Genomic DNA, 15,871 nt, shown 5'->3' with positions numbered 1-15,871 from the left:
AAAATTATCGATTAGAAATTTTTAAACAAGGCATTTACATAAACGTTACTACCGTCTAATTTCGCACCTTGAGTAAACCCATTAGCGCCACCGCCAATGTTAACTTCGTAAATATGAGCTTCTCCACCTGTTACACTTACAGGAATATAAAATTTACCATCTTCTACACAATCCAAAGAAAAGATATCTCTAAACGAAGCTTTAGGCAAGTTTAATTCTGTTACAGTTCTATTGTTCAAGTTTATTTCTACTATCGTACCTGTGTTTTGTAACAAATCGCCCCAAGTTGGCACATCTGAATTACGTACAATATTAGCATAAGCAATACCATTTCCTGCATACCAAGCATTCCAGATAGAAATTGATTCGTTAAATTCGGCAGAAATGTCAAATACATAATCATCGTAGTTTCCATTCTTAATTCTAACAAATACCGAAGGTTTATCTGTTACTCCTCCATTCCACAACTCGCTAGTCATGTTATACTGGTAGATATCGCCGTTTTCAGTTACAAACGATCCATTGGTACGATAACCAGCTGTAGATCCTGCAGATGCATTAGATTGTAAAATTTCAGGATTCGTCATAGATGGATAGTCTAACCTTACTGTCACTAATGATTCGATAGCCTGAGTCCAATCTGGATCACTATATAACGATCCGAAGTAAATATTACTACCCTGTACTACGGCATTAGACCATACATTTTCTACACCATCTATTACAGGCATTGTAATATATCCGTAACTTGTTGCTCCAAAACTCTCTAAATCTATAATAGCATAAGGCACACCACTATCACCAGGATTATTTAATAACAATATTTCGCTATCGTTTACAACCTGTATATACCTAAAAAACGCTCCAGCTGTTAAAACACCGTTATCTATAGAAGCAATAAATACAGGACCGCTTGGGGTTAACTCGTACTTCTCTGTTAAACCTTCAGTATTATTCAGAATATACAAATAACCATCTACTGTAACCGATAAGTTAGCCCAGCCTTCAGAGCCATTTCCTACAATAGAAATATTTCCCGACATTAAATCGTCTGTAATGGTGTAATACCCTTCGCCATCAATACCTGCACTTACTGTATATTTGGCATATTCTGGATCTGGTGTCGAATTATTGTTATCGTCGTCGCTAGAACAAGACACGAAACTTAAGCCCGAAAGCAACATCGCACCTATAGCTAATAATTTAAATTGATTTCTTGTTTTCATAGTTTAAAAAATTGATTTTTGAGTTATTTGATAATTAATTTTCAGGAAAATTGCCCTTCCTGGTTTTTGTAATAAAAAATTGTCGTAAACCTGTTCGTTAAATATGTTGGAAACATCTACCGCCACAACAAACTTCTCTGACGGAAAAGTATATCCAATACCCGTATCGAAAGTTAATTGCGTAGGCACTATACTTTTTGTAGAAGAATCTCCCAAACTAGGCCATCTTAAGTAAAATTCATGAACGTAACCCGAGCTTACATATGCAAAAAACTTACTGTTTTTTTGAATAAAGTCTTCTGTCTTATAATCTAAACTGGCATTCATCATAAAATAAGGGGTGTTTCTTAGGCGATCACCATAAAGAATGTTATCTCGGCCATATTCATCGGTTTTTTGATTGTTTCTTAAATCTTGATAAGTTCCATTTAAGTTTAATTTAAAGTGCTGAAAGAAATCGTAAACTACATCTAACTCGACTCCTGCACCAGTAATCTTTCTTATATTCTGAAAAGATCCAATTTCTTGTCCGCCTTGAATATCAAGTTGTAAAATATCCGATACATCTCTATAAAATGTATTTAAACCTACTTTTACCCCATGCTGTTCGCCCAGACGATAACGCCCTAAAACCACACCTAAATTAGCATTAAAACTCTCTTCAGGCTTTATATTAGGATTACTCGTAATGGTAACACCATCGCCTAAAGCTTCTGTTGCACTAGGCAACCTAGTTGCTTGTTCTATTGATGTTTTTATTAAAAATTGAGAGTTTAACAAATACGAAGCAGCAATACCTCCACCCCAATTACCTACAGTATTTTCGTGCACTATAGTTTCGTATTCGGTGTTGTAAACCAATTCGTTTATTGATGAATCGAAACCGTAATGCTTTAAAAACACATTTGCGTGAAGTCGTTCGTCAAATTGTTTAGTTTCTAACCAAATACCCGCAAATTGAGATGCTACTTTTTGAGGCTCTAAAAACGGAATTTCATAGTCGGCTGCAAAAGGATCTTCTCCGGTACGCTTGGTACTAGAATACAAATAATTAAAACCCAACTTAAAATTAGTTGATAATTGATAACCAATATTTGCTCTAGTTATTAAAGCATTGTCCGTTAAAGTATAGAGCGCTTTGCTACCGCCACGCCCCCTTTCGCCACCAGAAGGATTGTAACCTATTACTTTCCCTCTCCAATCGTAACGATTAGTTGTTGTATCTATAGTTGTACCTTCCATATAAGAATATCCTGCAAAGACATTTACATCTAAACCTTCTGTTATTAAATCTTTTTTCTGATAGGTAACACTAGGCATAAGTACCTGTTCGTTATTACGCATTTCGCCATAAACATGCCCCATAGTTTGCCCAGTTTGCACCCCTTGTTTTTGATCTGAAGCTAACATGGTAATAAAAAACTGATCGGCCCATGTTTTTTGGGTAAATCCAATATCGAACTTGGCGGTAGCCGTTTTAAAATCGTCGTTAAAGCGTTCAGCTGGATTGTCTTTAGTAAAATAAATAGTTCGCCCGGTATTTTCGTCGCCGTAAAACACCCCTTCTCCCCAGACTTTATAATTATTATCTGAATAAGTATAAAATGCAGACAATTTGGTTGTGAATCCAGAATTGGTTCGCCATTGGCCATGTAATGCAGCTTGATGAGTATTAAAAGACCCGAATGAATACGACGCTGCTGCAAAGTTGGACACGTCTTGATTAGTAACCAAATTAATAGCACCACCTAAAGCATCAGACCCCAAATCTACAGGAACCACACCTTTATAAACATCAATACGTTCTATAAGTGCAATGGGTATATTGTTTATGGAATAAGACGAACCATAATAATCCATAGGAACGCCATCTATAAAAAAGCGAATAGCATTGCCAGACATACCATTTAATGAATAATCGTAATCTGAACCTATACCTCCTGTACGCCTTACACGAACTCCTGGAGCGCGATCTAAAACCTTATTTATATCTAAATTTTGCGATTTTATTTGTTGAGTTTCTATAACATCAACACTAAATCCTTTTTCCTCTATTTTTAAAGCCTTAGATTTTCCGTTAACTACAACTTGGTTTAATTGCGAAGTATCTTCTAATAAAATAATATTTTTAGTAATCGTAATATTTGCCGTTACCGAAATTTCAATTGCTTGTGACTTATAACCTATCCCAGAAATTTTTAAAACATAATTACCAGGAATAACTTCATTAATTATATACCCTCCATCAAAACTACTTGCGGCACCTTTGTTCGTATTTTCTAAAATAATTGTAATACCAAATAAAGGTTCATTATTAACATTTTTAACTATTCCTTCTATACTACCATTGCTGTTTTGTGCTTTAACCATTGAAAAACACAGCATGAAAAAAACTGATAAAATCCGAATCATTATTTAGACTAAATATAAACAACAAATGTGAGAAATATATATTGGTAAAAAAATTCAAATCTGTGAACGACATTTTTAGCACCGCAAACGACAACTGAAATAGCTATGAAGATTAGTTAAAGAATAGCTTTTAACTAAAAGAAAGTTATATTTTTGATTGCTAAATTCTAGTATTTAATGCTTCAAAAGATAACTTCTTTCTTAAAAAACAATTACGACGAGTTAATTTTTCAAACTATAGTAACCGTACTATTATTTTTAGTGTATTCGTACAATCAAGAAAACGCCAATTATTATACACAAAGCAACATAACCGCTATACCTTATAAAATTCCGTTTTTTTTAAACTATGCCATTGGTGCATGGCTAATTAGTTATGTACTTTTACCTAAACTGTATGTAAAAAAGGACATCTTATTTTTTACAATCGGCTTAATAATTATAGAAGGTGTTGTTATAATAGTAGATGAATTTATACTAGAAAAAATATATTTTCCGACAACTCGAGGCACATATTTTCCCGGTGTTATACCTACTTTAATAGAAACCCAACCTGTAATTATTACTATTATTCTATTTAAGTTTGTTTGGAATTTTCATAAAAAACAACGGGAAGTTAAGCAGCTAAAAAACTTGGTTAAAGACAGTGAATTACAATTCTTAAAATCGCAAATTAACCCGCACTTTTTATTTAACAATCTTAACAACCTGTATTCCCATGCCATAGAAAACTCACCTAAAACACCCTCTATTATTATAGAATTATCATCTGTATTACGCTACATGCTGTATGACTGTAAAGAAAATTACGTGTCTTTAGAAAAAGAAATATCCCATTTAAAAAATTTCACCGAACTCTATAAACTGCAAATAGAACATCGTGGCAACATTCAATTTAAAACCGATACTTTCGAGAACAGTAAATTAAAAATTGCCCCACTAATTTTGATGGTTTTTATAGAAAATGCTTTTAAGCACAGCACCTCTAACCAGTCTGATAATATACACATCACCATAAACGTTAAGACATCTGAACAGGGAGTATTAAAATTTTCTTGCAAAAACAATTACATCGTTTCTAACAAAAAAAGCAATCTAGAAAGTGGTATTGGGTTAGAAAATGTTAAGAAACGCCTTATGTTATTGTACCCGAAAAAGCATGATTTAAATATTGAAATGACAAATAACATTTATAAAGTTGAATTATCTATAAACCTGAAACAAGATCGTTAATGCTAAATTGTATCATCATAGAAGACCAACCCCCAGCGCAAAGAATTTTAAAAAAATACATTTCTGATATTCCGGAATTGGAATTAAAAAATACGTTTCCAGATGCCGTAAGCGCTTTGGAATATTTAAAACACGAAACAGTAGATGTTATTTTTTTAGATATCAATCTGCCAAAAATATCGGGTATGGAATTTTTAAACGATTTAAAAAATCAGCCTTACATAATCATGACAACAGCATTTTCTGAATTTGCATTAGAAAGTTACGAGCACCATGTTATTGACTATCTATTAAAACCATTTGCATTTGACCGTTTTAAGAAAGCTATTAATAAAATTTTAGAATTAGAGAACAATTTATCATCTAAAAATGAGGATACTGTTTACGTAAAAACTGGACACGAACTTTTTAAACTAAATTGCAACGATATTATTTTTATCACTTCCGATGGCGATTATACAGAAATTTACACGCAACATAAGGTATACTTAAGTTCAGACACACTAAAACAATGGTTGGAGAAATTAGATCATTATTTTTGTCAGATTCACAAATCTTACATTATTAACATGAAACATTTGTCAAAAATTTCTGCAAACAAGATTTTTTTATCAAAAAACCACATCTTACCTATTGGCAGAGCTTATAAGAAAAATTTCACAGATAAATTTTCAGAACATTAAGTTTATAAACTTTCGTTGTTTTCTATAGTTTATAAAAATATTCTAATGGCTAAAAGAAACTACGATTCTTGAAGAACTTTTGTACTATTACTACATTTATTTATAACAAATTTTCGCTTACCTGAAGATAACAATGGAATTTCATCAACATATAAAATATTAATGATTGCCCTGCTTCCTAAAATTTCTTGAAACTCTTGTCTTATTTGTGTTTCAGAATTAAATTCAGGATTGACATTTAATTTAAAAGTATAATGTATTTCGTCTTCCTGAATAAATTGATACTGTTTTATATTCGGATATTTTAAAATATGGTAAACGGCATACGAAGAAATATGTTTCCCTTCCGAATCAAAAATCATATCCAACTTTCTACCTTCAATTTTTTTAAGCACTGGATATTGTTTTGAATTCTTATTTTCATAACCCAACAAACCAATATCTCCAGTATCATACCTAATCATAGGCATAGCGTAATTAAACAAATCTGTTACCACTATTCTCCCCAATTCGCCTTCAGAGACTGGCTCGTCTCTATCAAGCTTTAAAATTTCCACATAATAGCTTGCCCAATTAATATGGAAATCAGAGTTTTCACCTACCTGTTGCGCTATAATTCCATTTTCAACGTTTGAATATCTAGACACCACATTAACTCCAAAATATTCTTGTAAAACAGTTTTTGTCTTGCCGTTTAAAGCCTCCGCCATGCCAATAACAGAATTAATACCACTATTTTTTTGAGGCTGTAAATTATATTTTAAAATATAATCTCTAATTTCGTTTAAAGATGATGCATATGCTAAAATTCCCTTTCCTGATTTGGTTTTATGTATTTCATTTAAAAACATTTTAACATCATGTTCTTCAAGTTTAGAAACAGGGTGCATATAAATATTCTGTTTCCATGCCTGAAACCTAGTTTTGCTATTGTACTGATCCCAATGTCTTAAATAAAACAATTTGTCTCCTAGTTGAAAACCCGACAGCTTAGAAAAATAGATTACATCGGCTAAATTCCTGTGTTTTTTATTAAGGTTATGATACACCTTAAATGGAGTACCTGTAGACCCACTAGTATATGCTGAAAAATTTTTCTGATCTAAATACTCCTCTGATTTAAATTTATCATATTGCTCTACAATCTTGTTTTTATTTAGTATTGGAAAATCTGAAATTTTTAAAGAATCTACATCTTCTCTGTAATAAGGAGTCGTTTTTATGGCATGCTGTAACAATCGCTCTAAATTACGCTCTTGCATCTCTTTAGATTTTAGAGTATTAAGATTTTCAAGTATATAGTTAATTTCCTTGTAATGTGCATTTACTTTGTTACCCTTTACATAGTCAAAAGACCAAAACAAAAATCTCCTTATAGAATTTACCATTACAGTTGCCAGTTTTTAATCCCCTTTTGTTTTAACATCTATTTGTTGTTCTAATTCAGACACCCTTTTTTCCATTTGCAGAATATATAAAGTCATTTCTTCAATTTTTTCAAGAAGAACAACATTCATTTTAGCGAGATCAATTCCATTCGCTTTAACTTCATTCGCACTCGGTACATTTGGCAAATGCCCATATTTACGAATAAACAATTCAACATCCTTTAATGTTGGTAAATCGTATCCCTTTTCAAACACATAATCTGGCCAAGAAGTTTGCAGAGCGACGTTAATTTCCTCAGCAACTACACCTCCAGCGACAGCTAATCTGTAATTAGACGTATTTAAAGTACCTATACCTAGATTACCATTTACAAACGTATGGTTAGAATACCAATCTACATCTAACCTGTTAGCATTCTGATCTGTATAATTAACCTCCTCATTTAGAGTCGTTGCTTCTAAAGCAACACTCTGTAAGGACATATTCCCAGAACCATCCAAAGCACGAACCGTGAAACTATAAGTTGAGGATGGCGTTAAACCTGATACTGTATAACTCGTTAATCCGCCTGTTAATCCTAAACTTACGCCATTCTGAAATACTTCATAATCGCTAACACCTACATTATCCGTTGAGGCCGTCCAACTTAAATCCAAGCCTGTTGTCCCGAGGTTCGAAGCCAACAAGCCCGTTGGAACACTTGGAGACTCTGTATCGGCTGGGCTTAGGGTCGTTGCCTCTAAAGCGACACTCTGTAAGGACATATTCCCAGAACCATCCAAAGCACGAACCGTGAAACTATAAGTTGAGGATGGCGTTAAACCTGATACTGTATAACTCGTTAATCCGCCTGTTAATCCTAAACTTACGCCATTCTGAAATACTTCATAATCGCTAACACCTACATTATCCGTTGAGGCCGTCCAACTTAAATCCAAGCCTGTTGTCCCGAGGTTCGAAGCCAACAAGCCCGTTGGAACACTTGGAGCTTCTGTATCGGCAGGGCTTAGGGTCGTTGCCTCTAAAGCGACACTCTGCAAGGACATATTCCCTGAACCATCCAAAGCGCGAACCGTGAAACTATAAGTTGTGGATGGGGTTAAACCTGAAACTGTATAACTCGTTAATCCGCCTGTTAATCCTAAACTCACGCCATTCTGAAATACTTCATAATCGCTAACACCTACATTATCCGTTGAAGCTGTCCAACTTAAATCCAAGCCCGTTGTCCCGAGGTTCGAAGCCAACAAGCCCGTCGGAATGCTTGGAGCTTCTGTATCGGCTGGGCTTAGGGTCGTTGCCTCGAAAGCATCACTTTGCAAGGACATATTCCCTGAACCATCCAAAGCACGAACTGTAAAACTATAGGTTGTGGATGGCGTTAAACCTGAAACTGTATAACTTGTTAATCCGCCTGTTAATCCTAAACTCACACCGCTCTGAAACACTTCATAATCGCTGACCCCTACATTATCCGTTGAGGCCGTCCAACTTAAATCCAAGCCAGTTGTCCCGAGGTTCGAAGCCAACAAGCCCGTTGGAACACTTGGAGCTTCTGTATCGGCAGGGCTTAGGGTCGTTACCTCTAAAGCGACACTCTGTAAGGACATATTTTCTGAACCATCCAAAGCGCGAACTGTAAAACTATAGGTTGTGGATGGCGTTAAACCTGAAACTGTATAATTCGTTAATCCGCCCGTTACCCCTAAACTAACTCCGTTCTGAAAAACTTCATAATCGCTGACTCCTACATTATCTGCTGAGGCCGCCCAACTTAAATCCAAACCTGTTGTCCCGAGGTTCGAAACCAATAAACCCGTTGGAATGCTTGGAGACTCTGTATCGGCTGGGCTTAGGGTCGTTGCCTCTAAAGCAACACTCTGCAAGGACATATTTCCCGAACCATCCAAAGCGCGAACTGTGAAACTATAAGTTGTGGATGGTGTTAAACCTGAAACTGTATAACTCGTTAATCCGCCTGTTAATCCTAAACTCACACCATTCTGAAATACTTCATAATCGCTAACACCTACATTATCCGTTGAAGCTGCCCAACTTAAATCCAAGCCCGTTGTCCCGAGGTTCGAAGCCAACAAGCCCGTCGGAATGCTTGGAGCCTCTGTATCAGCTGGGCTTAGGGTCGTTGCCTCTAAAGCGACACTCTGCAAGGACATATTTCCCGAACCATCCAAAGCGCGAACTGTGAAACTATAAGTTGTGGATGGTGTTAAACCTGAAACTGTATAACTCGTTAATCCGCCTGTTAATCCTAAACTTACTCCGTTCTGAAATACTTCATAATCGCTAACACCTACATTATCCGTTGAGGCCGTCCAACTTAAATCCAAGCCTGTTGTCCCGAGGTTCGAAACCAATAAACCCGTTGGAATGCTTGGAGCCTCTGTATCGGCTGGACTTAGGGTCGTTGCCTCTAAAGCGACACTCTGCAAGGACATATTCCCTGAACCATCCAAAGCGCGAACCGTAAAACTATAGGTCGTGGATGGCGTTAAACCTGAAACTGTATAACTCGTTAATCCGCCTGTTAATCCTAAACTTACGCCATTCTGAAATACTTCATAATCGCTAACCCCTAAATTATCTGTTGAAGCTGTCCAACTTAAATCCAAGCCCGTTGTCCCGAGGTTCGAAGCCAACAAGCCCGTTGGAACACTTGGAGCTTCTGCATCTAAAATTGTTATACTAACATTATCTATAAAAACTTCATGCCCAACTTGCCAACCACTATAAGGCGCTGCATAAACTCTAATTAAAGGATTTGAATTTGTAGCTATTAAAGTCCATGTATACTCCGTCCAATTGGTTCCTGAAATAAGTGTAGTATTGAAACCTTGTACCCCTGTCCAATTTGCAAAGGCTGGCTGAAAACTAGACTCCCCTCCTCTTGCCCAAATACTTACAATGTACTGTTCTCCAACAACTGCGTTAAAAGTATAATTCATATCACGAGAATTTTGACCAGTTGCTGCTACACGTAAAGAAAAATTACCACTTTGAGGATTTATACCACTAGATGTCAAATTAGCATTTGAATTCCAACCTAACACAGAATTAGACTCATTATCGCCAGATGCGGCATTAGAATGAGTGTGTAAATTTTGGGAAAAAAGTACCGCAGTTTGAAAAAATAAAACAAAGAGGTAAAAATATTTCATAGCAATTTATAAATTAATTTTTCTTAATTATTTTTTGCTATTATCCAGTACCTATGGGAGTCGTTTTATTAAGACATTATTAAAACAACATATTGAAAATAAATCTTATTTTTTTAATATCATAAAAAAAACCTCATTCTGCATATAAAATCGCCAAACCCATCGCCAAGTAAGTAATTTATTACTAAGTAAATCTAAACTGTTTTCCGCAACCTTTGGTAATAGAATGCAGGCAATAACAGTAGCAATAGTATGGGTTGAATTAAAAAGCGCCTAACATTAAAAAGCATTAAATACTGCTCTTGTTTGGCATCACTGATTAAATACCAAAATAAGCCTAATAACAACACAAAAGCGAAACTGTAAACAACCCCTGAAAACTTTAAAATTTCGACATCTTTAAAAAACGCAAAAATAATCCCTAAAGAAAGTATTGTATTTAACAGATATCTAAAACCAGTGAACAATAGTAACTTAAAAGTTTCAAATTTTGGAGCATCTAAAAACAAATAATCATTTTTAAAAAATTCAATAAACGGATCGTAAAAAAGCTTGCTTTCGAACATGCGAACTATTACAAGCCCTAGTAAACATAATGCAGCAATGCTATATCGTTTCACCCTATCCATTTTCATTCAAGGTTTTAAAATCTTGAATGCGATTTACCCATATCACCCACAACAAAAATACCATTCCGTAAATAAACAACGGAAATACAACGCCATGCAACACATGCTCATAGTTCGGATAATGATATAACCCAATAGTTAATAACGCAATACGCAACACATTAGCCACATAAATTAAAAAACCACCAAAAGCTAAAAACAAAACTGTGCGCATAAAAGATGATGAAAATGCAATAACAAAAGCTACGAACAATATAATAACACTTACAGCATTGCACCCCTCAATAATCCTAACAACATACGTATTATTATAGTACAATCTTACCCAAGCTTCATTGTCGACGGTTTCTATAAATGCAGGTAAGCCTAAAAACGACAAAACGGCTTCCGTATGTTTGGCCACATAATAAGTAATAAAATCGGGATGAAAAACACTGGTTTTCGACCAATTTAAATACCATCCATAAAGTATAGACAGTATTGTATAGACACCTAAAAAGGTTACTATAAACTTTAAAACCAACTTATATTTTAATAGTAATGCTTTCAGACTACTTAAGAATTAAAAGATGTTAAATTTATATAAAATGAAGCGCATTAATAGTACATTTTTAAATACTTTTGCGAAAAAATTCACCTATGACGTTTTCCGAATTAAAACCGCAAATAAACACGATAACTAGTAATACCCAAAATTCTGTCGAAGAACGTTTACTAAGCATTTGCGAGCTCTTAGAACAACATATTCCATATTATAATTGGGTAGGATTTTATTTTAAAAACGGCGATAAAAACGAACTCAAATTAGGGCCTTATGTTGGCGCACCTACAGACCACACGATTATTCCTTTTGGCAAAGGGATTTGCGGTCAAGTTGCTGTTAGCAATAAAAATTTTGTAGTTCCAGATGTTGCTGCACAAGACAATTACATTGCTTGTAGCATTACAGTTAAAGCAGAAATAGTAATTCCTATTTTTGTTAATGGTGAAAATATTGGACAAATAGATATTGATTCCAACACTCCAGATCCGTTTACAGAAGAAGACGAACGTTTTTTAGAATTTGTTTGCGAAAAAGTTTCCGAAATCCTGTAATTACATTCCTGTTCTAATCGCTTCAACAGGATCTAATTTTGATGCCGAAATCGCAGGCAAAACGCCTGAAATCAATCCAATTAGTGTCGATAACGAAAATCCTAAAAACATATTCCAAAACGATAATACAAACTCAAAATTATCGACCATTTGGGAGGCTATCAGGGCTACAATCCAAACTAAGGTTAAACCAATAACCCCGCCAATAACAGCTAAAATAATCGCTTCGAATAAAAACTGAAAAAGAATAAATCTATTTTTAGCACCCAACGATTTTTGAATACCGATAAGGTTGGTGCGCTCTTTAACACTTACAAACATAATATTGGCAATTCCAAAACCGCCCACTAAAAGCGAAAAACCACTAATAATCCAACCCGCAATATTTAAGCCTCCAATAATACTATCTATTGCATCGGTCATGCCAGATAATTTATTAACAAAAAAGTTATCGGGTTCGTCGGCTTTAAGCCCTCTATAAATTCTAAATTTCTGTTTCAACACCTCTTCAAACGCATCAATATCTACACCTTTTTTTGGTTTAATCATTACTGCTCCAGGAATTCCATCTGTTCCTCCAGTCGTAAATTGCCGAACAAAATTTGAAGGCAAGAATGCTTTTTCATCTGGCGAATCAAAAAGCGAAGATCCTACTTTTTTAAGCACACCAATAACCGTTACTTTACGCCCATAAATACGCACTTGTTTTCCGATTGGCTCTTGATTATCGAATAAATTTTCGGCCAATTTAGCTCCGATTACAATTACAGGAGCTCCTGTTACCGACTCCGATTCTGTATAAAACCGACCGTCGCCAATCTTCAAATCTTCTATAACATAAATACCATTCGATGCTGGCACCACATTTACATTGGCAATGGTATTACTTTGGTATTTAATAGTTTCAGAACTTCCAAAAATCACATACGCGCTAGCTTCAATATCTGGCACATTTCTATTTACAAATTCGTAGTCGTCGTGCTCGGTCTGCGGGAAATTATCTCGTTGCCATTTTGGCACATTAGTTGGCCCGAAAGAAAACTTGGTTAAATAAATGGTATTTAAATCCAACCCCGAGAGTTGGTCTTTTATACTCTTATCTAAAGAGTCTACAGCTGCAAGCACAGCTATAATAGAAAAAATACCTATAGTTACCCCTAATAACGATAAAAACGTTCGCAATTTATTATTGCGTAATGCGTTTAAAGCAAAGGCAAAACTTTCTTTAAAAAGTCTTAAATACAATATCATTTAGCGGTACTTTTAGTTTTAATTTCAAAATTTAAAGATAGGACGTTTTAATTAGAGTTTCGTTACAAAAAAAATAAAAACAAAAGCCTTTGTAAACTATAAAAATTTTATTCTAAATACTTACTTTTGCACCTTGAATATAACACAACAGTAATGAGTAACGAAAAAACAATTAAATCTGCATTAATTTCGGTATTTAGTAAAGATGGTTTAGAGCCTATTATTAAAACGTTAAACGAACAAGGTGTAACTATTTACTCTACAGGAGGCACCCAAGCGTTCATTAACGATTTAGGCGTAGATGTTGTACCTGTAGAAGATATTACATCGTACCCTTCTATATTAGGTGGCCGTGTAAAAACCTTACACCCTAAAGTATTTGGAGGTATCTTAAACCGTCAAAACAACGAGCAAGACCGTTCTGAATTAGCAGAGTTTGAAATCCCTCAAATCGATTTAGTGATTGTTGATTTATATCCGTTCGAAAAAACAGTTGCTTCTGGCGCTAGCGAACAAGATATTATAGAAAAAATCGATATTGGTGGTATTTCGTTAATTCGTGCTGCTGCTAAAAATTATGCCGATGTAGTTTGTATTTCTTCTATGAACGACTACAGCGAATTTTTAGACCTCATTACCGAGCAAAAAGGCACTTTAACGTTAGAACAAAGAAAGCATTTTGCTAGAAAATCTTTTAATGTGTCTTCGCATTACGATTCGGCTATATTCAATTATTTCAATCAAAATAATGAAGAAACTGTTTTAAAATTAAGCGAACAAAAAGGTCAGGTATTACGTTACGGAGAAAACCCGCACCAAAAGGGATTTTTCTTTGGCGATTTCGACAGTTTATTTACAAAACTTAACGGCAAAGAATTAAGCTACAACAACCTTTTAGATGTAGATGCTGCTGTTAATTTAATGAACGAATTTAAAGGAGGTGCGCCCACTTTTGCTATTTTAAAACACAACAATGCCTGTGGTGTTGCGCAAAGAGCCACTTTAAAAGAAGCTTATGCCGATGCCTTAGCAGGCGACCCTGTTTCTGCTTTTGGAGGTGTTTTAATTTCTAATACGCCAATTGATTTAGATACTGCCGAAGACATTCACAATTTGTTTTGCGAAGTGGTAATTGCTCCTAGCTACAGCGACGAGGCTTTAGAGCTTTTAAAAGGAAAGAAAAACAGAATTATATTAGTACTTCACGATATCGAATTACCTAAAACAAACGTAAGAACTTGTTTAAACGGAGTTTTAGTTCAAGATAAAGACAATATAACAGATGCTTTAGAAGATTTATCTGAAGCTACAAACAATAAACCTACAGAAAGCGAGTTAAACGATTTAATCTTTGCTTCAAAGATCTGTAAACACACAAAATCTAACACTATCGTTTTAGCAAAAAACAATCAGTTATTAGCTAGCGGTACTGGGCAAACAAGTCGTGTAGACGCTCTTAATCAAGCTATCCATAAAGCACAGTCTTTTAATTTCGATTTAAAAGGATCGGTAATGGCCAGCGACGCCTTTTTCCCTTTCCCAGATTGTGTAGAAATAGCAAACAATGCTGGTATTACAGCCGTAATACAGCCAGGAGGTTCTATAAAAGATCAATTAAGTATCGATTATTGTAATGAAAACGATGTGGCCATGGTATTTACAGGTACACGTCATTTTAAACATTAATTTTATTACATTTACGTTTACCGATTTTTAACAAGAACAAAAAGACATTAACGCATGGGATTTTTTGATTTCCTTACCGAAGAAATAGCTATAGACTTAGGTACAGCTAACACACTTATTATTCACAACGACAAAGTTGTTGTAGACAGCCCTTCTATTGTTGCTCGCGATAGAATTAGCGGTAAGATTATTGCTGTTGGTAAGGAAGCCAGTATGATGCAAGGAAAAACGCACGAAAACATAAAAACCATTAGACCGTTAAAAGACGGTGTAATTGCAGATTTTGATGCTTCGGAGCAAATGATTAGCATGTTTATAAAAAATATTCCTGCGTTAAAAAAGAAAATGTTTACCCCTGCCCTACGCATGGTAGTTTGTATTCCTTCTGGAATTACCGAAGTAGAAATGCGAGCAGTTAAAGAATCGTGCGAGCGCGTAAATGGCAAAGAAGTTTATTTAATACACGAACCTATGGCTGCGGCCATAGGTATTGGTGTAGATATTATGCAACCTAAAGGAAATATGATTGTAGATATAGGTGGTGGCACTACCGAAATTGCAGTTATTGCCTTAGGCGGTATAGTTTGCGATAAATCGGTTAAAATTGCAGGAGATGTCTTTACAAACGACATTATTTACTACATGCGTACACAACATAACTTATACGTTGGAGAACGCACAGCCGAAAAAATTAAAATTCAGATTGGCGCAGCTACAGAAGACTTAGAAATTCCGCCAGACGATATGAGTGTTCAAGGGCGCGACCTACTTACAGGTAAGCCTAAACAGGTACAAATTTCGTATCGTGAAATTGCAAAAGCACTCGACAAATCTATTCTTAGAATTGAAGATGCCGTAATGGAAACCTTATCGCAAACACCACCAGAATTGGCTGCCGACATTTACAATACAGGTATTTATTTGGCGGGCGGCGGCTCTATGCTACGCGGTTTAGATAAACGTTTATCTCAAAAAACAGATCTGCCGGTTTATATTGCCGAAGATCCCTTACGTGCCGTGGTTAGAGGTACAGGAATTACACTTAAAGGTTTACCTAAATTTAAAAGTGTATTGATAAAATAAACATAACA

The 15,871-nt window shown here is 35.1% G+C and carries 12 protein-coding genes; 5 read left to right on the top strand and 7 right to left on the bottom strand.

Annotated elements, in window-relative coordinates:
* Positions 1-11 precede the first annotated feature (11 nt).
* Together ACR9EA_RS02605 and ACR9EA_RS02600 are read right to left on the bottom strand one after the other, a co-directional pair.
* Positions 12-1,226, bottom strand: coding sequence for a hypothetical protein (locus ACR9EA_RS02605; protein WP_435137119.1), 1,215 nt, complete (start codon positions 1,224-1,226; stop codon positions 12-14).
* A gap of 3 nt (positions 1,227-1,229) precedes the next feature.
* Complete coding sequence (locus ACR9EA_RS02600; RefSeq protein ID WP_435137116.1) at positions 1,230-3,611, bottom strand: TonB-dependent receptor; 2,382 nt, start codon at positions 3,609-3,611, stop codon at positions 1,230-1,232.
* Between the two features lie 204 nt (positions 3,612-3,815).
* Here ACR9EA_RS02600 and ACR9EA_RS02595 point away from each other — a divergent pair, with 204 nt between their 5' ends.
* Together ACR9EA_RS02595 and ACR9EA_RS02590 are read left to right on the top strand one after the other, a co-directional pair.
* Positions 3,816-4,871 (top strand): sensor histidine kinase, encoded by a 1,056-nt coding sequence (locus ACR9EA_RS02595; protein WP_435137113.1) that lies wholly within the window; start codon positions 3,816-3,818, stop codon positions 4,869-4,871.
* A complete protein-coding gene (locus ACR9EA_RS02590; protein ID WP_435137110.1) occupies positions 4,871-5,554 on the top strand; it encodes a LytR/AlgR family response regulator transcription factor in 684 nt (227 codons plus the stop codon). The genes ACR9EA_RS02595 and ACR9EA_RS02590 overlap by 1 nt, the downstream gene beginning before the upstream one ends.
* A gap of 59 nt (positions 5,555-5,613) precedes the next feature.
* Here the strand turns inward: ACR9EA_RS02590 and ACR9EA_RS02585 are convergent, their stop codons facing one another.
* From ACR9EA_RS02585 to xrtF, 4 genes are all read right to left on the bottom strand, one after another.
* Complete coding sequence (locus ACR9EA_RS02585) at positions 5,614-6,942, bottom strand: CoF synthetase (RefSeq protein ID WP_435137107.1); 1,329 nt, start codon at positions 6,940-6,942, stop codon at positions 5,614-5,616.
* 15 nt (positions 6,943-6,957) lie between these two features.
* Entirely contained in the window at positions 6,958-10,119 is a 3,162-nt protein-coding gene (locus tag ACR9EA_RS02580; protein WP_435137104.1) for a fibronectin type III domain-containing protein, read from the bottom strand.
* A gap of 194 nt (positions 10,120-10,313) precedes the next feature.
* Positions 10,314-10,748 (bottom strand): exosortase F system-associated membrane protein, encoded by a 435-nt coding sequence (locus ACR9EA_RS02575; RefSeq protein WP_435139804.1) that lies wholly within the window; start codon positions 10,746-10,748, stop codon positions 10,314-10,316.
* Complete coding sequence (xrtF, locus tag ACR9EA_RS02570) at positions 10,741-11,298, bottom strand: exosortase family protein XrtF (RefSeq protein ID WP_435139802.1); 558 nt, start codon at positions 11,296-11,298, stop codon at positions 10,741-10,743. Before xrtF ends, ACR9EA_RS02575 begins: the two co-directional genes overlap by 8 nt.
* A gap of 89 nt (positions 11,299-11,387) precedes the next feature.
* Here xrtF and ACR9EA_RS02565 point away from each other — a divergent pair, with 89 nt between their 5' ends.
* Positions 11,388-11,843, top strand: coding sequence for a GAF domain-containing protein (locus tag ACR9EA_RS02565; RefSeq protein ID WP_435137101.1), 456 nt, complete (start codon positions 11,388-11,390; stop codon positions 11,841-11,843).
* Here ACR9EA_RS02565 and ACR9EA_RS02560 read toward each other — a convergent pair whose 3' ends face one another.
* Positions 11,844-13,094 carry an ABC transporter permease gene (locus ACR9EA_RS02560; protein ID WP_435137098.1) on the bottom strand — a complete coding sequence of 417 codons (1,251 nt, stop codon included), beginning with the start codon at positions 13,092-13,094 and terminating at the stop codon, positions 11,844-11,846.
* Between the two features lie 153 nt (positions 13,095-13,247).
* On the opposite strand from ACR9EA_RS02560, the gene purH reads away from it, so the two are divergent.
* Both purH and ACR9EA_RS02550 read left to right on the top strand, forming a co-directional pair.
* Entirely contained in the window at positions 13,248-14,780 is a 1,533-nt protein-coding gene (purH, locus tag ACR9EA_RS02555; RefSeq protein ID WP_435137095.1) for a bifunctional phosphoribosylaminoimidazolecarboxamide formyltransferase/IMP cyclohydrolase, read from the top strand.
* 54 nt (positions 14,781-14,834) lie between these two features.
* Positions 14,835-15,863, top strand: coding sequence for a rod shape-determining protein (locus tag ACR9EA_RS02550; RefSeq protein WP_435049130.1), 1,029 nt, complete (start codon positions 14,835-14,837; stop codon positions 15,861-15,863).
* Positions 15,864-15,871: the final 8 nt, after the last annotated feature.

It is taken from the genome of Formosa sp. A9 (assembly GCF_051200825.1).
Lineage (GTDB): Bacteria > Bacteroidota > Bacteroidia > Flavobacteriales > Flavobacteriaceae > Formosa.
This window is presented reverse-complemented; position numbering and strand designations above follow the sequence as displayed.

Coding starts and splice junctions, on each gene's coding strand:
- ACR9EA_RS02600 (WP_435137116.1), bottom strand. CDS start 3,611: ATGCTGTGTTTTTCAATGGTTAAAGCACAAAACAGCAATGGTAGTATA.
- ACR9EA_RS02580 (WP_435137104.1), bottom strand. CDS start 10,119: ATGAAATATTTTTACCTCTTTGTTTTATTTTTTCAAACTGCGGTACTT.
- purH (WP_435137095.1), top strand. CDS start 13,248: ATGAGTAACGAAAAAACAATTAAATCTGCATTAATTTCGGTATTTAGT.
- ACR9EA_RS02595 (WP_435137113.1), top strand. CDS start 3,816: ATGCTTCAAAAGATAACTTCTTTCTTAAAAAACAATTACGACGAGTTA.
- ACR9EA_RS02575 (WP_435139804.1), bottom strand. CDS start 10,748: ATGGATAGGGTGAAACGATATAGCATTGCTGCATTATGTTTACTAGGG.
- ACR9EA_RS02605 (WP_435137119.1), bottom strand. CDS start 1,226: ATGAAAACAAGAAATCAATTTAAATTATTAGCTATAGGTGCGATGTTG.
- ACR9EA_RS02565 (WP_435137101.1), top strand. CDS start 11,388: ATGACGTTTTCCGAATTAAAACCGCAAATAAACACGATAACTAGTAAT.
- ACR9EA_RS02550 (WP_435049130.1), top strand. CDS start 14,835: ATGGGATTTTTTGATTTCCTTACCGAAGAAATAGCTATAGACTTAGGT.
- ACR9EA_RS02560 (WP_435137098.1), bottom strand. CDS start 13,094: ATGATATTGTATTTAAGACTTTTTAAAGAAAGTTTTGCCTTTGCTTTA.
- ACR9EA_RS02590 (WP_435137110.1), top strand. CDS start 4,871: ATGCTAAATTGTATCATCATAGAAGACCAACCCCCAGCGCAAAGAATT.
- ACR9EA_RS02585 (WP_435137107.1), bottom strand. CDS start 6,942: ATGGTAAATTCTATAAGGAGATTTTTGTTTTGGTCTTTTGACTATGTA.